The following is a 20,087-nucleotide window of genomic DNA, read 5'->3' as shown; positions in this document are numbered from 1 at the left end:
CAAGCCACTCCGGCCCGTCTCACCCTAAACCGAGGGCGGGGGGCCGGACGACTCGCGGACGACAAGATAGGGGATGGTGGCGCCGGGGTCTCGCGTTTCGCGCGCCTCGACGCCGATCAGCTTCTCGGCGGCGATGCGGCCGACCTCGCGGGTCGGGATGTGGATCGTGGTCAGGGGCGGCCAGACGGCCTGGGCGATCTGGAAGTCGTCGAAGCCCACCACCGTCAGGTCGGCGGGCACCTGCAGCCCCGCCCGGCGCGCCGCCTGCAGGACGCCGGCGGCCATTTCGTCGTTGCCGGCGAAGATGGCGGTCGGCCGCGGGTCCATGGCCAGCAAGGTCTCGCCACAGGCCAGGCCGGATTCGAAGGTGTAGGCTCCCTGGACCACATAGGCCGGGTCCAGCCGCACGCCGCTCTTGGCCAGGCCGCTCTCGAAGCCCTCGCGCCGCTCGTGCGAGGAGCGGAAGCTGGGCAGGCCGCTGATGAAGCCGATCCGGGCGTGGCCCAGCGCGGCCAAGTGCTCGCCCATCGCCGCGCTGCCCAGCCGGTCGTGGCCGACGATCATGTGCTCGGGCTTGTCCAGCTCGACCGAGGCGATGCGGATATATTCGCAGCCGATCTCGCGCAGCAGCTTGGCCACCCGCTCGTCTTCGGACACCGACGGCGGCAGGACGACGCCGAACAGCTTCTGGCGCTCGACGAAGGTGCGCACGTCCTGCAGGAAGGTCGGGCTGGAACGGTCGCAGGGATGGACCACCAGCTCGAACCCGGAGCCGCGGATGCCGTCCAGCAGGCCCAGCTGCATGTTGACGACATATTGCGGGTTGGGGTTGTCGTAGATCATGCCGATCAGGAACGAGCGCCGGAACGCCAGGCCCCGCGCCTGCGGATCGGGGGCGTAGCCCCATTCGGCGATCACCGCCTCGATGCGCTCGCGCGTCTCGACGCGGACGAACGGCGACTGGTTGATGACCCGCGAGACGGTCTTTTTCGACACCCCGGCCAGGCGGGCGATGTCGTTGATGGTGGCGCGCTTGCGACCGCCTTCCAGGCCCGTCTCCGGGTTCGCGGCGTCAGGGTCCGTCAGGGGGGTCGTGGGCGAGGTCAATGGGTGTCCATGCGGCGATCGTTGCTGGGTTTCGTCATACTCTACCGAGGCAGGCCCCGCTACCGATGCACGAACAGGCACGATGCGCCCATGGGTGACACCGGTTTCCAGCCTTCCCGGCGGGATGGCAGCACGAAATATTCCAATGGCCAAGGCTTTGCTGATCGCGTTGGCGGCGCCGCCTTACGAATCGGCGGCCCGTTGGTCCCGAGGTTCGCCGTTTGGAAGCCGGACGCGGAACCTCGGTCTCAGCCCGGGCCCCGTTTCAGATAGGCGCGGACCGTTTGGGCCAGCCACGGGCTCAGCGGGCCCAGCACGCCCTTGCGATCGGTCAGGATATGGGCCGCCGGGTCGCCGTTGGCCTCGAACAGGTAGTGGTCGAAGATCGCTTCGGTTCCCAGATGGCTCTGCACGCCCAAGGCGTCGACCGGTGTCCTGCACTTGCGGAAGCCTTCCAGCAGCCGCAGCACCTCGGCGCGATGCGCCTCGTTGCCGGCTTCCCAGCCCATGCAGTCGTTATAGACCAGCCGGGCCTAGGCGCGGCGGCGCGGGCGGCGTGGAAGGCCGCGTCCAGGGTCTGCTCCCGGCCCAGGATGTCGGAAAAGACCGTACGGCGAAGACGGCGATGCGGTCGGCGCGTGAACGCGAAGGTCTTGGCGTCAGGCCGCAGTACGTACCATTTGAGCTCGTTCTCGGGGACCGCACCCCGCACTCGTCGGCCAGCAGCTGGTGATAGCGGGAATCCTCGAACGAGCCGGTGAACGCCAATCGGACCGGCCCCGACCGCGCTGCCGAACCTCAGGCCCTCAGGCCCTCAGGCCCTTGACCCTGGCTAGGGTCGCCAGCGACGGCGACGCCGCCCAGGCCGGCGCGATAGCTCCTAGCTGGAGCCGGTCAATCGGTCGAGCGCGGCCTGGTAGTTGGCGATCTGGTTGGTCAGATAGGAGGGCACAGTGCCGCCGGTCTTGCCGGAGGTGGTCGTCGTGTCGGCGACGACGCCGTTGGCGGTGTCGGCCATCTCGCGATAGGCGGTGCGCACGGCCGACAGGGCCTTGGTCATCGCCGCCACGGCGACCTTGCGGCCGGCCTCGTCGGTCAGGTCCAGGCCGGTGTTCAGCGACAGGCCGTAGATCGGCCCCTTGCCGTCGGCCGAGATGGTCTTGCCGTGGTCGGTCTTGGTGTTGCGCACCACGCCGGGGGCCAGGCCAAGGGCCTTGAGCACGTCGGTCCCGCCCTTGCCGGCCAGGATCTCGACCGTCGAGGTGGTCTGGGACGGGCTGATCCGCAGGCTGCGGGAATTGCCGGAACTGGCCAGCTCGACCTTGGCGGCGTAGCCCGAGGCCTTGCGAACCTTGTCGGCCAGGGTGTCGAGCGTGTCGTTGGCGTCGATCTTGATCGTGGTCAGGGTTCCGCGGGCGCGGGTGCGGATCTGGAAGGTGTCGCCGGCCCGGGCCGAGGTGGCCGAGACGATCTTGTCGGACTGGACGAACTCCATCTTGCCGCGCGGCAGGCCGAAAAGGTCCAGGGCGCTGGAGCCCGAGGCGTCGACCGCGATCGAGGTCGGGGTGGCGTAGCCGTCCTTGCCGGTCAGGCGCTGCTGCCAGGACACCGTGCCGGCGGCGACGTCGAGCTGGGCGACATAGCCGTCCTTGTCGCCGACCGTGGCCTGGCCCGCCAGGTCCTTGCCGGCCGCGCCGACCAGCCAAACCTGGCCGTTCGACACGGCCATGCCGGTGACGGTGTCGTCGCCCGCCCCGCCGTAATAGGCCAGGGCGTCCTGGGCGGTGCTGGTGAGGTCGAGCGAAAGACGGGCGGCGAAACCGTCCGAGCCGCCGGAAGCCGCCGCGGTCTTGTTGCCGATCGCCAGGGCGGGGTTGGTGGTGGAGCCGCCGATGTAGAGCTGGCCGTTGTCGATCGCCAGGCCGGCGATATTGCCGCCCTTCAGCGAGCCGAGGTCGCGGGTGGCGCCGGCCGTGAAGGTCGCGGACTTGGTGTAGGTCACCGGGGCGGTGACCCAGACTTCCTTGTCGTTCAGGGCGGTGCGGTCCTCGGTCACGACGCTGGTGGCGACATCGAAGCTGCGCAGCATCGCCTCGCTGCCTTCATTGCTGGCCACCACCACCTGCGAGCCGTTGACGACGATGCCCGAGACGGTGTCGTTCTCGGCGCCGCCGAAATGGGTGGTGAACAGGGCCTTGGGCGTGCCGGTGATGTCGGTGGCGAAGCCGGTCAGGTAGGCGTCATAGCCGCCCTGGGTGGCGCCGGTGGCCGAGCCCGGCAGGTCGGACTGGGTGCGGCCGCCGACATAGACCACCCCGTCGGCGCCGAACGCCACGGCGGTGGCCTGGTCCTCCAGCATGCCGCCGCGGCGCACCGTCCAGGCCTCGTCGCCCTGGGCGTTATAGAGCGTGACGAAGCTGTCGGTGACCGCGCCGGCGCTGTCGGAATTGATCGGCCCGTTGGTCGCCCCCGACATCAGGCCCGAGACCGAGCCGGCGATCGCCACCTGGCCGTCGGCCGAAATGGCCATGTTGTAGCCGGTGGCGGTGTCGGCCGCGCCCAGGGTGCGGGCGTAGAGCAGCTTGCCGGCCGAGTCGTATTTCAGCAGGGCGACGTCCTGGTCGCCCTTGATCGTCTGGCTGCTCGTCGTGCCGTCGACATCGGCCAGCACATAGAGCGAGCCGTCGGGGCCGGTCATGGTCTTGTGGACGGCCGAGACCGTCCCTTCCAGCGTGTCGGAGAAGACCTTGGTCCCCACCGTGCCCGCCGTGCCCGGGCCGTACTTGGTCAGGGTATTCTCGATGACCGCGTCGTCGGTGGCGGTGTTCTTGTCGGGATCGGGGTTGCCGGCCGCGGTGGTGATGTAGACGGCGGGCTTGGGCGTCGGGGCCGAGAACGTCAGGGCCTCGGTGGAGTCGCCGCGGATGCGCAGGGCGAAATCGTCGCCGGTGGCCGGCAGCTTGACGGTCTGGCCGTTGACCGTGGTGGTGCGCTCCTGGCCGACGGTGCGCTCGACCGCAAATTCGGTGTCGAACCCCGCCGCGGCCAGCTGGTCGTTGAAGAAGCTGACCACATTGGACATGGTCCGGGGCGTGGTCCCCATCTGCGACAGGTCCATGGTCACGTCGGTCGAGACTCCGAACTTCTTCACCGACATGGTGAAGCTGACCGCGCCCTTGAAGGCGGGGACCTCGTCGTCGACCTGGCCGCTATAGATCGTGTTGGTGACGTAACCGTAATTGCTCTTGGGCACGCCGACGCTGGACTTGTCGCTGTTCATCACCGCGCCGGTGGTGACCCGCATGGCGTCGGTGCTGAGGTTCTGGATGTAGCTGTTGACGTCGTTCAGCCCCTTGCTGAACACGGCCTGCAGCCGCTTGATCTCGCTGTCGGTGACGTTCTTCTCGCTGGAGCGGTTGGCGATCGCCGACAGGGTGTTGAGCGCCTGGTAGGTGGCGAACAGCTTCTTGTAGTCGCCGCTGATCGTCGGGGCGGCGTTCTGGGCCGCGCCTTCGTCGACGAACTTGCGGCCATTGAGCGCGGCCTTGACCAGGTCGCTCGGCTCGGTGGTCACCGCGGTCCAGGGCGCGCTGGGCACAGCCTTGCTGGTGGAGGACGGCAGCGATGAAGACGAGCCGGTCGTCGACCCAGCCGTCCCCGCCGCCAGGCCTGCCGACTTGGCCTGGTAATAACCGAGCAGAAGACTGGAATCGAAAGTGATCACAGCAGGTCCCGACAAGGCGCAATACGCCCCTTGGTTGGAGTGTCGGCGATGAACGCTGACGTTTCGTTAAGAGGTGTGAATCAGGCGGCGATCAGGTGGGCGTCGGTCAGCGAGCGCCGGACGGCGCCGCCCAGTTCGCGCCACTCCTCGGCCAGCATGCCCAGCAGCACCACGTCGCGCGGTTCGCCGTTCTTGAGCACGTGGCCGCGCAGATAGCCCTCGCGACGGAAACCCGAGGCGGCCTGCGCCTTCAGGGCGGCGTCGTTGTCGGCCATCACCTCGGCGAACACCTTGTGCAGGCCCAGCTCGCCGAACGCCCGGTCCAGGCCCAGCACCTGGGCCGCCCGGCCCACGCCCCTGCCCCGCGCCTCGGCCGAGCCGAGGAACCAGTTCCAGCCGGCGCGGCGGTGGTGGCTGAGCAGGCCGGTCAGGGTCAGCAGGCCGGACGGCTCGCCCGAACGGACGATCATCCAGCCGCGCATGTCGGGATCGGTGCGCAGCGCCTGGAACCAGGCCGCGTGCGCCTCGTGGCTGGGAAAGGCCGCGTCGGACATCCAGCGGTCGACCTCGGGCTCGCCCCGCCACTTGAACAGGATCGCCTCGTCCTCGTCGGTAAGATCACGAAGGTCGATCATGCCGAGTCGTTTCCCCCAAGCCGCGTTTCGGGAAGTCTACTATCCCGCGGACGCCAGGCCTAGCTGCCGCTACCGAACAGCGAAAGGATGATCTGCGGCGCCTGGTTGGCGATCGACAAGGCCTGGGCGCCGAGCTGCTGCTTGACCTGCAGGGCCTGCAGCCGCGCGCTTTCCTTGGCCATGTCGGCATCGACCAGATTGCCCACGCCGGTCTCCAGCACGTCGCTGAGCTTGGAGACGAAGGTGTTGTGGGCCTCGATCTGCTTGGCCTGGGAGCCGATCGAGCCGACGGCCTGGTTGACCGCGCTGAGCGTCGCGTCCAGGCGGGTCAGCACGCCGGCCGCCAGGGTCTGGGTGCTGATGCTGTCGGTCGCCGTCAGGGTGTTGATCGTGCCGCCCAGCGACAGGTTCTGCAGGTTCAGGGTGATCGAGGTCACCGCGTCGGCGTCGGCCAGGAAGGTGATGTTGAAGGTTTCGGTGCCGTTCAGGATGTTGGCGCCGTCGAAGGTGGCGCTGTTGATCACCTGGGTCAGGTTCTTCAGCAGGCCCTGGAAGTCGGCGTTCAAGGCCGTCCGCGACGAGGTCGACAGCGAGGTGTCCTTGGCCGCGACCACCTTCTCGCGCATCTGGGTCAGCAGGTCGGAGACCGATTCGCCGGCCGCCAGGGCGACGTCGGCGATCGACGTGGCCCGGTCCAGGCTCATCTTCACCGCCGACAGCGCCGAGCGGTCGGACCGCTGCTCCTGGGCGATCGACCAGACGGCCGCATTGTCCTTGGCGCCGGAGATCGCCAGGCCGGTGTTGATGCGGGTCTGGACGCCCGACATCTCGTCGTTGGTCTTGTTCAGATTCTGAAGGGCGATCAGCGCGGGCTGATTGGTGTTCACGCTCAGCGTCATCACGGTCTCCGAACGGCGTTTCTTGCCAATGAGGCTCGGAACGCGATTCGGCGGCCGAGCAGGTCGACCGCGACGCTAGGGCTCGGGGAGTAAGAATATGGTTAACGCGCGTAAACCATGTTTCGCCTGCGACGTCGCGCCGCGGCGGGCTTGGCCGGAGGGCCGCCTTCAGGTCAGGCCGTCGAAGACCTCGCCGGGGTCGTAGTGCTCCGCCTGCCTGAACCGCAGCACTTCCTCGCGCGGCAATTGCTGCAGGGTCTCGCCGGTGCGCCGATCGACCGTCTTGTAGACATAGGCGCCCGTCACCTCGTCCTGCTCGATCACCAGACGCAGGTCCCAGGGCTGGGGCCCGTCCGCCTGGGCCGGCTTGGCCTTGTCCGCAGAAATGGCGGCGCCGCCCGCGGGCGAGCCCGGGACGGTCATGGAAGGCGGCGTAGGTGGCGTGGACGGCTCCGGAATCGGCGGCGTCAACGCGGCTTTTGTTTCCATCACTCCTATCGCGGCCGGTTCCCGGCGGCGCCTCTACTGGTTCCTCCCCTCGGGCGGAGGCCCGCGGAAAAGGCGGGGCGGGCCCGAAGGACCCGCCCCTTCTTCGTTCCTATCGGAACAGGCTGAGGATCGACGAGGAGGCCTGGTTGGCGATGGACAGCGCCTGGATGCCCAGTTGCTGCTTGGTTTGCAGCGACTGAAGCTTGGCGCTTTCCTTGGCCAGGTCGGCGTCGACCAGGTTGCCCACGCCGGCGTCGAGGCTGTCCTGCAGCTTGCCGACGAAGGTCAGGTGGGTGTCCAGGCCGGTCGAGCTGGTGCCCAGCGAGGCCAGCTTGTTGGTGGCCGTGCCCAGGGCGTTGCTGATCGTGGTGATCATGGTCTTGGCGGCCGCAGCGGTCGTGAACGACGACGCGGCGGTCAGGCCCAGGCCGACCAGCGACAGGGTCTTGGAACTAACGGTGAACTGGGTGCCGTCCGAGTTGGCCAGGAAGGCCAGCTTGGTGGTGCTGCCGTCGGCGATCGAAACGCCGTTGAACTTGGCGTTGCCCACGGCCTTGGTGATCTGGTCGCGCAGCGAGTTGAAGTCCGAGACCAGGGCGTTGAACGAAGCGGTGTTCAGCGAGGTGTCGGAAGCGGCCAGAGCCTTTTCCTTCATCTTGCCCAGCAGGTCGGTGACGGTGTCGCCGGCCGCCAGGGCCACGTCGATGGTCGACTGGCCGCGTTGCAGCGAGTCTTTCACGGCGTTCAGCGAGTTGGCGGTGGTCGACTGGACCTTGCCCATCGCCCAGATCGCGCCGTTGTCCTTGGCGTTGCCGACCTTCTTGCCGGTGTTGATGCGTTGTTGCGTGACCTGCAGCTCGGCGTTGGTCGAGTTCAGGTTTTGCAGGGCGATCATCGCGCCCGAGTTCGTGTTGATGCTATTCAGAGCCATTTCGGCGGGTTCCTGTTTTCAAGGGATCCGACGTCATTTTGACAGCCGGGAGCATTTTGCTCGAAGAACCAGGAAGCAATGACCGGGCCAAAGCTGCCCAGTCGGCAGATTTTAGCAAGTTACTGAAATCGCGGCGTTATAGGTCCGTTTACCAAGCTCCGCCCCGGCAGATTATGCCGAGCTTCGCAACCGGTAGGCAGATCTTGCCGGGCAAATTTGGGGGAGCCGGACATTTTCGGGGCGCCTCGACCCCAAAAAAAGAAATGCCGGACGGCCCTTGGACCGTCCGGCTTTGATCGCTTCCTTGAGCCTAGTCGCCGATCACTTGAACAGCGAAAGGATCGACTGAGGCGTCTGGTTGGCGATCGATAGCGCCTGAACGCCCAGCTGCTGCTTGGTTTGCAGCGATTGCAGCTTGGCGCTTTCCTTGGCCAGGTCCGCATCGACCAGGTTGCCGACACCCGAGTCCAGGCTGTCCTGCAGCTTACCCGTGAAGGTCAGATGCATGTCCAGGCCGGTCGAGCTGGTGCCCAGGTTCGCCAGCTTGTTCGTCGCCGTGGTCAGGGCCGTGGTGATCGTGGCGATCATCGTCTTGGCCGCGGCCGCGGTGGCGAAGGTCGAAGTGGCGGTCAGGCCCAGGCCGACGAGCGACAGGGTCTTGGCGTTCACCGTGTAGGCGACGCCGTCCGAGTTGCTGAGGAACTGCAACTTGGTGGTGGTGCCGTCCACGAGGCTGACGCCGTTGAACTTGGCGTTGGTGACAGCCTTGGTGATCTGGTCGCGCAGCGAGGTGAAATCGGAAACCAGGGCGTTGAACGAGGCGGTGTTCAGCGAGGTGTCGGAAGCGGCCAGGGCCTTTTCCTTCATCTTGCCGAGCAGGTCGGTGATGGTGTCGCCAGCGGCAAGGCCCACGTCGATCGTCGATTGTCCGCGCTGGAGCGAGTCCTTCACGGCGTTCAACGAGCTCGACGTCGTGCTTTGCATCTTGGCCATCGACCAGATCGCGCCGTTATCCTTGGCACTCGAGATCTTCTTGCCGGTGTTGATGCGTTGCTGAGTGGTTTGGAGCTCCGAGTTGGTGGCGTTCAGGTTCTGCAGCGCGATCATGGCGCCGGCATTGGTGTTGATCGAGTTCATCATGGTGGTTGCTCGCCATTTTGGGAGGATTGCCCCGGCGTTTTGCCGGTCGGGCGTTTTGCCCACCAAACCCATCGCAAGCGCCGGGCCAGGCAGCGCCAGCTTGAGCACAAAATTAGAAGACTGATTTCACTCGATATTTCGCGCCGGCGCCCCGGACGCGAAACCGCCCGGCGAATGCAGAATTCGCCGGGCGGCAGGTTTTACCGGAAAGGTTTTGAAAGGCGGGCGTCGGGCCTCGCCCGGAGTCTCAGGCCGCGTCGGCGCGGCCGGCCAGGCCCTGCATGATCATGCGGTTGATCTCGATCAGCGGCTCGAAATCCTCCTCCTTGCGCATGATCGCGCTGGAGTGGCGGCCGACCCACAGGCTGAGCGAGATGATGCTGGCCCGCAGCTGCACCGGCAGGGTGTTTTCCGGCAGCGAGCAGTCGGTCGCCAGCGCCGACCAGACCCGGCGGTTCCAGTCGAGCGCGTCGATGCGCGTAGCGATGTCGTCCGCCGGCGCCTGCGACGCCGCCATCAGAGCGCGCGTCACCTGACCGAACAGACGGTATTCCATCTCACGCGGGTTTTCAGCCCGCGTCGCCGCCTGTTGATACGCCCGAAGAGACATGCCCCAACCTCTGATCTTCGTATTCGATTAGCTTACGGCTCAACATGAGCGCCTTGTAGTATTCCCGCGCCATCACGTGCTTGGAGATGGCGATGCAGTCGCTCAGCACGGTCGGATTGCGCACGACCCCCATGAACTCGGTCAGGCGCGTTGCGAACTCTTCGTACTGACGCTCGGCCCCCGCTTCGTCCAGGTACATCATCATCACGGGAAAATAGATGTGACGGGCTGGCGAGGTGACCTCGTCGAGCTGCATGATGTCCTTCTCACGCAGCACCGAGGCCTTGTTCTGCAACACCAGAACGCCGCGACGGTCGCCGTTCTGGACCACCGCGCCGTTCAGCACGAACTTCTCGCCGGGCTTCAGCGACAGCTTCAATGGCACAAGGCCGCTCCCTCTTGCATTGCTGCGTCGCCCACCCCGTCGAAATGACGGTTTCAGTCACAAGCTAGGCGGAGGCGGTTAACGTCCCCTTGCCAAGCCTGCGACCGTGGGACGCAGCTTAGGACTCAATTAAGCATACTGACCCAGAGGATGACTCTCTCCAACCGCCAAGGCCTTATGATGTCCCGCAGTCGCGCCTCGCAGATCTCGGCCAGCGCCTTGGCCATGGCCCAGGAGTCGGTGGCCCAGGCGGTGCAGATGGGCTTCAAGGCCGCGACGGTCGGCGACGCGGCCTCGGCTGAGGCCTTGGCCCGCCTGGACCGCGAAACGGGTGAAGTCGGCAACCACGACGCCGCCAGGCTGCTGGCCCGCGCGATCCACGCCATGCAGAACCGGGACTTCGCCAAGGGCGAGAAACTGGCCCTCAAGGTTCTGGAGCGCGACGACAGGCTGGGCGTGGCTTGGCACGTGCTGGGCATCGCCCGCGAGAAGACCGGGGACTTCGCCGGTTCGATGCGTTGTTATGAAGCGGCCCTGCAGTTGCTGCCCCGGCACGGCGCGGTCGCCGGCGACCTGGGCCGGCTGGCCTTCCGCATGGACATGCCGGAGATCGCCGCCAAGTTCTTCATGCACTATCTGAACGAGCGCCCCGGCGACCTGGAGGGGATCAACAACCTGGCCTGCGCCCTGCGCGACCTCAATCGCTGCGAGGAGGCCGTCGAGGTGCTGCGCCCAGCCATCCAGCAGAACCCTGAGCAGGCGCTGCTGTGGAACACCCTGGGCACGGTGATGTGCAGCCAGGGCGACGGCCAGACCGCCGTGACCTTCTTCGACGAGACCCTGCGGCTGGCCCCCGGCTTCGGCAAGGCCTACCACAACCGCGCCTACGCCAAGCTCGACCTCGGCGACGTCGAAGGCGCCCTCGCCGACTGCGAGCAGGCGATCGCCAGGGCCGAGTCGGCCGAGGATCTGGCCACCATGCAGTTCGGCCGGGCCACCATCCTGCTGGCCCTGGGCCGGATCGAGGAAGGTTGGAAAACCTACGAGGCCCGGTTCTCGAAGGACCTGATCGAGGCCCCGCGCTTCACCATCGAGGGCGCCCGCTGGACGCCGGGCATGGACCTGGCCGGCAAGCACCTGATGATCTGCGCCGAACAGGGCCTGGGCGACGAGGTGATGTTCGCCAACCTGCTGCCCGACGTGATCGAGGCGCTCGGTCCCGACGGCCGTCTGTCGATCGCCGTCGAGCGCCGGCTGATCCCGCTGTTCCAGCGCTCGTTTCCGCAGGCCAGCGTCACCGCCCACCGCACCGTCTCCTACGAGGGCCGGGTCTATCGCGGCGCGCCGGAGATCGAGGACTGGAGCGGGATCGACCTCTGGGCCCCAATGGGCGCGCTGCTGGAAACCTTCCGTCCCAGCGTCGCCTCGTTCCCCAAGCGCCCAAGCTTCCTGACCGCCGATCCCGAGCGGGTCGAGCACTGGCGGCGCCAACTGCAGGCCGCGCCCGGTGGTCCCAAGGTCGGCGTGCTGTGGAAGAGCCTGAAGCTGAACGGCGAACGCGCCCGGCAGTTCTCGCCCTTCCTGCTGTGGCGGCCAGTGTTCGAGACGCCAGGCGTGACCTTCGTCAACATCCAGTACGGCGACTGCGCCGAGGAGATCGCCCTGGCCCGCGAGGAGTTCGGCGTCGAGATCTGGCAGCCGCCGGGCATCGACCTGAAGCAGGACCTCGACGACGTCGCCGCCCTGTGCTGCGCCATGGACCTGATCGTCGGCTTCTCCAACGCCACCACCAATCTGGGCGGCGCCTGCGGCGCGCCGATCTGGCTGCTGGGCGGCGCGGCTTCCTGGCCTCGCCTGGGCCAGACCGACTTCTATCCCTGGTACCCGCAGACCCGCTGCTTCATCACCCCCGACTACAAGGACTGGACCCCGACGATGCAACAGATCGGCGAGGCCCTGAAGGCGCAGTTCCCGGCCTGATCGGAGCAGGAGGAAACGGCCGTGCCGCTCACCATCCTTCAAGCGCGCATGTCGTCCAGCCGCCTGCCGGGCAAGGTGCTGGCCGACCTGGCCGGCGCGCCGATGATCCTGCGCCAGATCGAGCGGCTGAGCCGCGCCCGCCGCCTGGGCCGGATCGTGGTCGCCACCTCCGACCAGGCCAGCGACGACGTCCTGGCGGCCCGCCTCGATAAGGCTGGGGTCCCCGTGTTCCGGGGTTCGCTCGATGACGTCCTGGCTCGGTTCATCGGCGCGATGGACGCTTTCGGCGCGACCGGGACCGTGGTCCGCCTGACCGCCGACTGCCCGCTGGCCGACCCGGTGGTGATCGACGAGACCGTGGCCCTGCATCTCGCTTCGGACGCGGACTACACCTCCAACACCCCGGCCCGGCGCAGCTATCCCAAGGGCCTGGACGTCGAGGTGTTCAGGGCCGAGGCCCTGAGGGCCGCCGCCCGCGAGACCGCCGATCCCTATGACCGTGAGCATGTGACGCCGTTCCTCTATCGCCGCCCCGAGCGGTTCAAGGTCGCCGGACTGGAGCAGGCCGCCGACGAGGGCGAGGTGCGGTGGACGGTCGACCGTCCCGACGACCTGGACTTCGTTCGCGCGGTCTATGCCGGCCTGTACGGCGCCGATCCCGCCTTCACCTCCGACGACGTCCGCGCCTTCGTTCGCGGACGGCCGGACCTGGTCGACATGGGCGGAGACCGCCGAGTCTGATCCGGCCGCGCCGGGTCATGGCGCGACTGTTCCCGCCCTCGCGGGTCGACCTTTGGGGAACAGGCGCTGCGCCGTCGGGGTTTATCAGGGCGGCGGCGGTGGCCAAACGCATCGCCGCCAGGAACCCGCCCAAGGAGTCGCCCATGGCCCCCGAAACCGAATTTGACGACCAGGATGGCGCCGAGGTCTTGGACGAGACCAACCTGACCGACGACGGCCAGGACATCGCCAATTTCGACGAGATCGACGACGTCTATGACGCGACGCGGGCCAACGGCGACGACGAGGAGGACGAGGACGCGGAATATGACGACGACCTCGACGATCAGGACCTCGACGACATCAGCGAAGATCTTCAGGGCGAACGCGACGACGAGGGCCTGGACATCGAGCGCGAACCGCTGAGCCCCGTCACCGGCGACGAGGAGGATATCGAGGCTGCGATTTCCGACGACGACGCCGACACGGCCGATTTCGAATCCACCCAGCTGGCCGACGACGACATCGAGGTCCTGGGCTACGCCAAGGACCGCTGAGCGCCATTGAACGGGAGTCCCTCGGGGCTTAGATTCACCCCGACAGGAGACGCCCCATGCCCGACGAGAAAAGGCCCGACGCCGAGGAGTCCCTGGAGGAACAGCTGGAGGAAGGGCTGGAAGACACCTTCCCCGCCAGCGACCCGCCGTCGGTCGTACGCCGCCATCGGCAGCCGCCGACGCCCGACCAGGACGGCTCGGATGATAGCGCTTCTGACGAGGCTCCCGATAAGCCGGCTTGATCGCCGACGGAGGGTCTGTAGGTTAGCCCGCATTTGAACATCTGTTCGAGGCGCGCTCCCCCGCGACGCCGTCAGGAAACCGCATGAGCTCGCGCTTCGAAGGCACCGCCGACTATGTCGCAACCGAAGACCTGAAGGTCGCCGTTAACGCCGCCGTGGCGCTGGAGCGGCCGCTGCTGATCAAGGGCGAGCCCGGCACCGGCAAGACCGTGCTGGCCTACGAGGTGGCCAAGGCGATGAACGCCCCGCTGCTGACCTGGCACATCAAGTCGACGACCAAGGCCCAGCAGGGTCTCTACGAATACGACGCTGTCACCCGCCTGCGCGACAGCCAGCTGGGCGACGAGCGGGTCAAGGAGGTCCGCAACTACATCAAAAAGGGCAAGCTGTGGGAGGCGTTCGAGGCCCCCGCCCGCCCGGTCCTGCTGATCGACGAGATCGACAAGGCCGACATCGAGTTCCCCAACGACCTGCTGCAGGAACTCGATCGCAACGAGTTCTACGTCTATGAGACCGGCGAGACGATCGCCGCCAAGGTCCGGCCGATCATCATCATCACCTCCAACAACGAGAAGGAGCTGCCCGACGCCTTCCTGCGCCGCTGCTTCTTCCACTACATCCGCTTCCCCGACGAGCCGACCATGCAGGCCATCGTCGATGTCCATTTCCCGGGCATCAAGCAGAAGCTGGTCGCCGAGGCCCTGCGGATCTTCTACGACATGCGCAAGGTGCCGGGCCTGAAGAAGAAGCCGTCGACCTCCGAGCTGCTTGACTGGCTGAAGCTGCTGCTGGTCGAGGACATCGACGAGACGACCCTGCGCGAGAAGGATCCGACCAAGCTGATCCCGCCGCTGCACGGGGCCCTGCTGAAGAACGAGCAGGACGTCCACCTGTTCGAGCGCCTGGCCTTCCTGGCCCGCCGCGAGGGTTCGGGCGCCCGGCCCGGACAGTAGAGCCTTACCGCGATTTCATTGGACCTTCCGCCGCCGCCGGACCACGTTCCCGCCGAACGGGAGGACCCCCCATGCGAAACCTGACGCTGCTCGCGGCGGCCGCGAGCCTGACGGCGCTGTGCGCCTGCTCGCCCAAGGTCGAGATCCGCCAGCACGACCACCCGATGAAGATGGGCCGGCACGAGCCGCTGCGGGCGATCAGCCGGCTCGACTGCCCCGACCGGCAGGGCGAGCTCAAGCGCCTCAGCGCCGCCGCCGACGGCCAGGCTTGCGTCTATGGCGGCCAGAACGCCGAGGTGACCCTGAGGCTGGTGGCCCTGAACGGCGGCGACGCTGAGGCCGCCCTGGCCCCGATCGAGGCCGAGCTGAAGACCCTGATGCCGGCCATGTCCTCGGCCCCGCCGCCCCCGCCCTCCCCCGGCCAGAAGCCGCGCCGCGACGGGGCGGAGATCAGCCTGCCGGGCGTCAAGATCGACGCCCACGACAAGGGCGCCGACATCCGCATCGGCGGGCTGACGATCAACGCCAACGACGGCTCGGCCGAGGTCAAGGTCGCCAAGAACATCACCATCCGCGAGGGCGACACCGAACGGCGGGTCAGCGAGCGCACCAGCGGCGGCCGCTCGACCGTCAGCGTCAAGTCGTCGAACGACGACGAGGGCGAGATCGACGTCCACGCCAATGACGACGGGGCCCAGATCCGCCAGCGCCGGCGCGGCGACGGCGTGCGCGCCACCCTGATCCTGGCCAGCGACAAGGCGACCAGCGGCTATCGCGTCGTCGGCTACGAGGCCCGCGGCCCCAAGGGCGGCCCGCTGGCCGTGGCGGTGGTCAAGGCCAAGGGCCGCGACGGCAGCGACCACGACGTCTTCGAGGACATGAAGACCCTGGTTCGGCGCAACGTCGGGGGCTGAGCGGGTCAGACGCCCTGCGTCCTTCGAGGCTCGCCTTCGGCTCGCACCTCAGGATGAGGAGCATTTTGCACTGAATTCCTCATCCTGAGGCGCCCTCCGCAGGAGGGCCTCGAAGGACGCAAGGGGCTACGGAAGCCCTTCCTAGACCGGAGTCACCTCCATGACCTTGTAGGTCAGCGGACGGCCGTCGTCGTCGGTGACGGTGACATATTCGCCGAGCGCGAAGCGGTGCTGGCCCAGGCGATGGACCGGCTCGTCGTCGAGGGCGTCGTCGGCGTCATAGTCGAAATACCAGCGCTCGCCCTTGCGGGCCAAGCGGCCGTCGGCGGCGTCCTCGTCGGGGGCGAAGCGGCGCACGACGCAGTCGTTCTTGGCCTTGGCGTAGGCGGCGGCGTCCAGGTGGCCGTCTTCGGTCAGCGGCGCGGTCAGGGCGTAGCCGCGGTGGTCGTCGCCGCCCGCGAACTCGGTGCCGGGATTGCGCGCCAGGCGCATGACGATGCGGGACAGGGACATTGAACGTCCTCCTTCTTCTTGCGTCAAAACAGGGGTCTAGTGGGACAGGAACAGCGACGGGCCCTCGCCGTTCAGCAGGCTGCGGGTGGTGCCGCCGAAGATGAACTCCTGCAGCCGCGGATGGCCGAAGGCCCCAGCCACCAGGATGTCGGCGCCGACCTCGCGGGCCGCGCCCAGGAGCTGGCCGGCCGCGTCGCCGGTTCCGGTCAGCACCCTGGCCTCGGCGGCGACGCCGCGGGCCGCCAGGAAATCGACCAGACGATCCAGGTCGAAGCTGCGCGACGAGGCGGCCGGGGCGCCGGTCACCACTACCCGTCCGGCCTTCTCCAGCAGCGGGAGGGCCGTGCGCATGGCCCGGCTGGCCTCCTTGCCGCCGTCCCAGGCCACCAGGACGGTCCCGCCGACCTTCAGGCCGGGGCGGGCCACCACCACCGGCCGCTGCTCGTCGGCGACGATCTGCTGGAAGGCCTCGGCCAGCGGACCCTTGCCGCGGGCGGCGGCGTTGTCGAACACCACGACGTCCGACAGCCGTCCCTCCATGGCCAGGCCCGCCCAGACCGGCGAGTCGAGGCCGATCGTGCGGCTGCGCGGATAGCCGAACTCGCCCACCAGCCGGTCGATGGCGTCGCGGCCCTCGACGGCGGCCTCCTTGAGGCTTTCCAGGGCGGTGACCTGCACCCCGCCCATGAAGCCCTCGCCCATCCAGGGCATCAGGTCGGCCATGTCGGCGGGCGTATGGACGCAGGCCAGCTCGGCCCCGAAGCCCTCGGCCAGAACCGCGGCCGAGGCCAGCAGGCCCCGGTCGCCAGGAGCGCCAGCCAACGGCGCCATGATTCTCGCCCAGCTCATGATCGATCTCCCGTTCCAGGCATTTCAACGCCAAGGTATTTCCTCAGGTCGTATTTCCACAGGTCCGGGCCGGCGCCTCATTGATCTTTGTCAACCGATGGGCCAGTCAAAACCTCAGGCGGCCAACCACCTTCACTGTAGGAAACGATCTCGTGGCCAAAGGGCTGCATAAGGGCCCGCCGAGGGCGTGGCAGCGGATGCTGTCGGGACGCAGGCTGGACCTGCTGGATCCCTCGCCCATGGACATCGAGATCGAGGACATCGCCCACGGCCTGGCCCGGGTGGCGCGCTGGAACGGCCAGACCGTCGGCGAGCACGGCTTCTCGGTCGCCCAGCACAGCGTGGTGGTCGAGGAGATCGCCGCCCACATCAAGCCCGATCTGGAGCCCCGCTGGCGGCTGGCCGCCCTGCTGCACGACGCCAGCGAATATGTGATCGGCGACATGATCAGCCCGTTCAAGGCGGCCCTGGGCGTCAGCTACAAGGACTTCGAGGCCCGGCTGGAGGACGCCATCCACATCCGCTTCGGCCTGCCGGTAAAGGTTCCCGCCCCGATCAAGACCCTGATCAAGGCCGCCGACCGGGCCTGCGCCTTCTTCGAGGCCACCCAGCTGGCCGGCTTCGCCCATGCCGAATCCCTGGCGATCTTCGGCGCCCCGCCGACCGGCTACGACCTGAAGATCACGCCCCTGCCGCCGTTCGAGGCCCAGGCCCGCTACGTCCAGCGCTTTCATGTGCTGTCCCGCGCCGCCGGCTTCGAGTCCGCGCCGGGCGAAGCGTTCGAGACCGAATGACCGTCCCGGTCGTCATCGGGCTGTCGGCCGTGGTCGTGGCCATCCGCGACGGCGAGGCCGTGGTCCTGACCGTCCGGCCGCATGACGCGGTCACCGATGTCGCCAGCCCCCTGCCCGGCCTGCCGTTCGGCCCGTTCGACCCGGCCGGCCACCGCACCTTCGAACTGGGCCTGCGGGCCTTCGTCACCGACCAGACCCGCTTCCAGCTGGGCTATGTCGAGCAGCTCTACACCTTCGGCGACGAGGGCCGTGACGCGCCGCGGGCCGAGATGGGGGCCGGGGCGGCCCGCGTGGTCTCGGTCGGCTATCTGGGCCTGACCCCCAAGGCGGTCGAGACCCAGGCCCCCGACACCGCCTGGGCCCCGTGGTCGCGGTTCTTTCCGTGGGAGGACTGGCGCCACGGCCGGCCGGCCCTGCTCGACCAGGCCATCGCCCCGGCCCTGCGCCGCTGGGCCGACGACGACGCGGCCAAGTGGTCCCGCGCCCGCCTGGCCTTCGCCCTGGACGGCGCGCCCTGGAACGAGGAGCGGGTGCTGGAGCGCTACGAGCTGCTCTACGAGGCCGGCCTGGCCCCCGAGGCCGCCCGCGACCAGGCCCGGGCCGAGGGTCATGACCCGGCCGAGCCGGCCGCCCTGTCGGCGGCCCTGGGCGAGCCGATGATCTCCGACCACCGCCGCATCCTGGCCACCGGCCTGTCGCGGCTGCGCGGCAAGATCAAGTACCGGCCGGTGGTGTTCGAGCTGATGCCGGCCGAGTTCACCCTTTCGGCCCTGCAGCGCACGGTCGAGGCCATCGCCGGGGTGCCGCTGCACAAGCAGAACTTCCGCCGGGTGGTCGAGCGCGAGGACCTTGTCGAGGGCCTGGGCCGCCAGGACGCCGACACCGGCGGCCGCCCCGCCGAGCTGTTCCGCTTCCGCCGCGAGATCCTGGCCGCCCGGCCGGCCATGGGGCTGAGTTTGCCGCTGCTGCGGGAGTGAGCGGATCGGGGCATGACGGGTCTCCCGTGAGGACGCGACTTGGCCGCCTCACGCGGCGGGCCGCTGAAGGTGTGGGAGGGCTGCGGAGCGCCGGGGCCAGGCCCGGAAGAAGTGTAGAATTACCGTTTCGACCAGGACCGACGCTCCGCGCGATCGTTCTCTCAGGAGCGTCCGGCGGTCGGCGCTGTTGACGCCTCGCCGATTGAAGCCCCCGACGGGCGGGCCGGGCCTACGAAGCCCGGTCCCGGAACGCACGGGTCTCCCCGTGCCTGTCGCTCTCATCGGCCCTTCGTCAACGCCGTATCCGTAAACGGGCCCGGCCGGCACCAGATGACGAGGTCGCGGCTCCTCGCGGAACCGCCGCCGACGAGCGCGTCCCGCTCGACCGCCCCCAAGGCCGCGAAGGTCGCAGGCCTCACGCCCTCCCCATCGCCTTGAAGTGGGTCGATTATGCCGGCGGCGGGAAAGGGGGAGGATAAGTGATTTTGAGACGTTGAATTTATTCAGGAAACATGCTGGGAGCGGGGAGGATAAGGATCGACGCCGCTCATTTCGCCATTGTCATAGGCTTTGCCCATCCGCGACACGATCATCGGGGGCGAAAGGAATCCTCCTCCTTCGGGCGCGAGTTCGACATTCCGCCGGAGAGCAGTGCGGAGGACTTGTAGCTCTGCCGCTAGCTCAATAGGATGGCATAACGTCGGTCTGCGATTGCCCTCTATCTGCGCGGGAAAAAGCTGATGCTGGAAAACTATCTGCGTCGTGGCGTTCGGCTGAAATGGATGCCGCCGCGCTCACAAACCAGCGTCAATGACGGCGCGGTGATACCGACCCCGCCCGGGCCTGTGAATCCGATAAATTATGACGGCATGGACGACCAGATCATGGCGAACTTCCATGCTGGCGCGCTGGGCCTGAGAATGGGTCAGGCCATCCCCTATCGCTGGCTTTCGTACATCGCGGGCCGCACCACGACCATACCCCTGGCCGGGGGCGACGTCCTCACCGGGCCGATGAGCGGCTGCATGATCGCAACCTGGACCGATGGCGGCGCGAAGATCGCGCATGTCGGCACGATCGACAACAATCCCTCGGCCAGCAGCAAGGTGAAGCGCACCTTCGCGGCGGAAGCGGGCGCGGCCGGGGACCTGACCGCGTTCAACCCCGCCGCGGCCTGGACCCCAGGCGAGATCGCCGGCGCCATGGGCGGGCGCGCCATGAACTTCCAGATCTACGCGCTCGTGACCGGGGTCGGCGGCTATTTCTCCGTGCTGATCTTCGAGCTGCCGATCGGCCAGGGCAATAATCTCGCCGGACGCGGTTTCCAGCGCGTCGTCGGCGGGATCAAGGCGGCGCCGACAATAGCGGGCGTGCGATTGCGCGCCTTCCTGATGTCCTGAGCCACGACGCTTCTCGCCGCGCGCGGGCTTTCCGGGCGACGGGTCGATGCGACCGGGGCATAACGGTGGCGTTACGGTGACACATTGCGGTGACACATTCACATTGCGGTGACAGTGCACTAATAAAGATCGCGCCGATCGATCAGCCACGCCCTCTGTGGGCGCAAGTCGAAGTGAAAGTTAACTGCACGATTCACTGTATATGAATTTCATATCCTGAGCGCGTCGGTCCCGCTTCTCAGTTCAGGATAAAAGCAGCCACAGTCTG

The 20,087-nt window shown here is 67.7% G+C and carries 19 protein-coding genes and 3 pseudogenes; 10 read left to right on the top strand and 12 right to left on the bottom strand.

All coding sequences use genetic code 11. The annotated features are described in order from the left end of the window. Nucleotides 1-24: 24 nt before the first annotated feature. The 10 genes and pseudogenes from ACIPQB_RS18095 to flbT all read right to left on the bottom strand — a co-directional run bounded on the left by ACIPQB_RS18095 (nucleotide 25) and on the right by flbT (nucleotide 9,920). Entirely contained in the window at nucleotides 25-1,107 is a 1,083-nt protein-coding gene (locus ACIPQB_RS18095) for a LacI family DNA-binding transcriptional regulator (protein WP_446486646.1), read from the bottom strand. A 389-nt stretch (nucleotides 1,108-1,496) separates the two neighbouring features. Beyond that, a pseudogene (locus ACIPQB_RS18090) lies at nucleotides 1,497-2,006 on the bottom strand (endo-1,4-beta-xylanase); the annotation flags it as partial. Continuing rightward, entirely contained in the window at nucleotides 1,988-4,831 is a 2,844-nt protein-coding gene (locus ACIPQB_RS18085; protein ID WP_446486645.1) for a hypothetical protein, read from the bottom strand. The gene ACIPQB_RS18085 and the pseudogene ACIPQB_RS18090, both read right to left, overlap by 19 nt. 80 nt (nucleotides 4,832-4,911) lie before the next feature. Beyond that, a complete protein-coding gene (gene pseH, locus ACIPQB_RS18080) occupies nucleotides 4,912-5,466 on the bottom strand; it encodes a UDP-4-amino-4,6-dideoxy-N-acetyl-beta-L-altrosamine N-acetyltransferase (RefSeq protein ID WP_446486644.1) in 555 nt (184 codons plus the stop codon). 59 nt (nucleotides 5,467-5,525) lie between these two features. Next, a complete protein-coding gene (locus ACIPQB_RS18075) occupies nucleotides 5,526-6,365 on the bottom strand; it encodes a flagellin (protein ID WP_446486643.1) in 840 nt (279 codons plus the stop codon). 168 nt (nucleotides 6,366-6,533) lie between these two features. Further along, on the bottom strand, nucleotides 6,534-6,788 hold the full coding sequence (locus ACIPQB_RS18070; RefSeq protein ID WP_446486642.1) for a hypothetical protein: 255 nt from the start codon (nucleotides 6,786-6,788) through the stop codon (nucleotides 6,534-6,536). Between the two features lie 175 nt (nucleotides 6,789-6,963). Then, the gene (locus ACIPQB_RS18065) at nucleotides 6,964-7,785 is read right to left on the bottom strand and encodes a flagellin (protein ID WP_446486641.1); all 822 of its coding nucleotides are present in this window, start codon (nucleotides 7,783-7,785) and stop codon (nucleotides 6,964-6,966) included. Nucleotides 7,786-8,106: 321 nt separating this feature from the next. Continuing rightward, nucleotides 8,107-8,925: a flagellin gene (locus ACIPQB_RS18060; RefSeq protein WP_446486684.1), complete on the bottom strand. Its 819-nt coding sequence runs from the start codon at nucleotides 8,923-8,925 to the stop codon at nucleotides 8,107-8,109. A gap of 247 nt (nucleotides 8,926-9,172) precedes the next feature. Further along, nucleotides 9,173-9,535, bottom strand: coding sequence for a flagellar biosynthesis regulator FlaF (flaF, locus tag ACIPQB_RS18055; protein WP_446486640.1), 363 nt, complete (start codon nucleotides 9,533-9,535; stop codon nucleotides 9,173-9,175). Then, nucleotides 9,495-9,920 (bottom strand): flagellar biosynthesis repressor FlbT, encoded by a 426-nt coding sequence (gene flbT / locus ACIPQB_RS18050; RefSeq protein WP_446486639.1) that lies wholly within the window; start codon nucleotides 9,918-9,920, stop codon nucleotides 9,495-9,497. The genes flaF and flbT overlap by 41 nt, the downstream gene beginning before the upstream one ends. A 180-nt stretch (nucleotides 9,921-10,100) precedes the next feature. On the opposite strand from flbT, the gene ACIPQB_RS18045 reads away from it, so the two are divergent. From ACIPQB_RS18045 to ACIPQB_RS18015, 7 genes and pseudogenes are all read left to right on the top strand, one after another. Then, entirely contained in the window at nucleotides 10,101-11,900 is a 1,800-nt protein-coding gene (locus tag ACIPQB_RS18045) for a tetratricopeptide repeat protein (protein WP_446486638.1), read from the top strand. 21 nt (nucleotides 11,901-11,921) lie between these two features. Next, entirely contained in the window at nucleotides 11,922-12,641 is a 720-nt protein-coding gene (locus ACIPQB_RS18040; RefSeq protein ID WP_446486637.1) for a cytidylyltransferase domain-containing protein, read from the top strand. Nucleotides 12,642-12,784: 143 nt separating this feature from the next. Then, nucleotides 12,785-13,177: a primosomal protein gene (locus ACIPQB_RS18035; RefSeq protein WP_446486636.1), complete on the top strand. Its 393-nt coding sequence runs from the start codon at nucleotides 12,785-12,787 to the stop codon at nucleotides 13,175-13,177. A gap of 56 nt (nucleotides 13,178-13,233) precedes the next feature. Next, on the top strand, nucleotides 13,234-13,419 hold the full coding sequence (locus ACIPQB_RS18030) for a hypothetical protein (protein ID WP_446486635.1): 186 nt from the start codon (nucleotides 13,234-13,236) through the stop codon (nucleotides 13,417-13,419). An 83-nt stretch (nucleotides 13,420-13,502) separates the two neighbouring features. Next, entirely contained in the window at nucleotides 13,503-14,372 is an 870-nt protein-coding gene (locus ACIPQB_RS18025; RefSeq protein WP_446486634.1) for an AAA family ATPase, read from the top strand. Nucleotides 14,373-14,443: 71 nt separating this feature from the next. After that, a complete protein-coding gene (locus tag ACIPQB_RS18020) occupies nucleotides 14,444-15,286 on the top strand; it encodes a hypothetical protein (RefSeq protein WP_446486633.1) in 843 nt (280 codons plus the stop codon). 4 nt (nucleotides 15,287-15,290) lie between these two features. Continuing rightward, a pseudogene (locus ACIPQB_RS18015) lies at nucleotides 15,291-15,431 on the top strand (hypothetical protein); the annotation flags it as partial. Here the strand turns inward: ACIPQB_RS18015 and ACIPQB_RS18010 are convergent. Next, complete coding sequence (locus tag ACIPQB_RS18010) at nucleotides 15,428-15,799, bottom strand: hypothetical protein (protein ID WP_446486632.1); 372 nt, start codon at nucleotides 15,797-15,799, stop codon at nucleotides 15,428-15,430. The pseudogene ACIPQB_RS18015 and the gene ACIPQB_RS18010 sit on opposite strands and share 4 nt — an antisense overlap. 36 nt (nucleotides 15,800-15,835) lie before the next feature. Continuing rightward, nucleotides 15,836-16,648 carry a universal stress protein gene (locus ACIPQB_RS18005; RefSeq protein WP_446486631.1) on the bottom strand — a complete coding sequence of 271 codons (813 nt, stop codon included), beginning with the start codon at nucleotides 16,646-16,648 and terminating at the stop codon, nucleotides 15,836-15,838. Between the two features lie 152 nt (nucleotides 16,649-16,800). Here ACIPQB_RS18005 and ACIPQB_RS18000 point away from each other — a divergent pair, with 152 nt between their 5' ends. From ACIPQB_RS18000 to ACIPQB_RS17990, 3 genes and pseudogenes are all read left to right on the top strand, one after another. Next, nucleotides 16,801-17,442, top strand: coding sequence for a YfbR-like 5'-deoxynucleotidase (locus ACIPQB_RS18000; RefSeq protein WP_446486630.1), 642 nt, complete (start codon nucleotides 16,801-16,803; stop codon nucleotides 17,440-17,442). Beyond that, a pseudogene (locus ACIPQB_RS17995) lies at nucleotides 17,381-18,419 on the top strand (NUDIX hydrolase). Before ACIPQB_RS18000 ends, ACIPQB_RS17995 begins: the two are co-directional and overlap by 62 nt. Nucleotides 18,420-19,159: 740 nt before the next feature. Next, entirely contained in the window at nucleotides 19,160-19,819 is a 660-nt protein-coding gene (locus ACIPQB_RS17990; RefSeq protein WP_446486629.1) for a hypothetical protein, read from the top strand. The last annotated feature ends 268 nt before the right edge of the window (nucleotides 19,820-20,087 follow it).

Source organism: Caulobacter sp. LARHSG274, assembly GCF_052871235.1.
The sequence above is the reverse complement of the archived record's forward strand: the minus strand, read 5'-3'. Positions and strand labels throughout refer to the sequence as shown.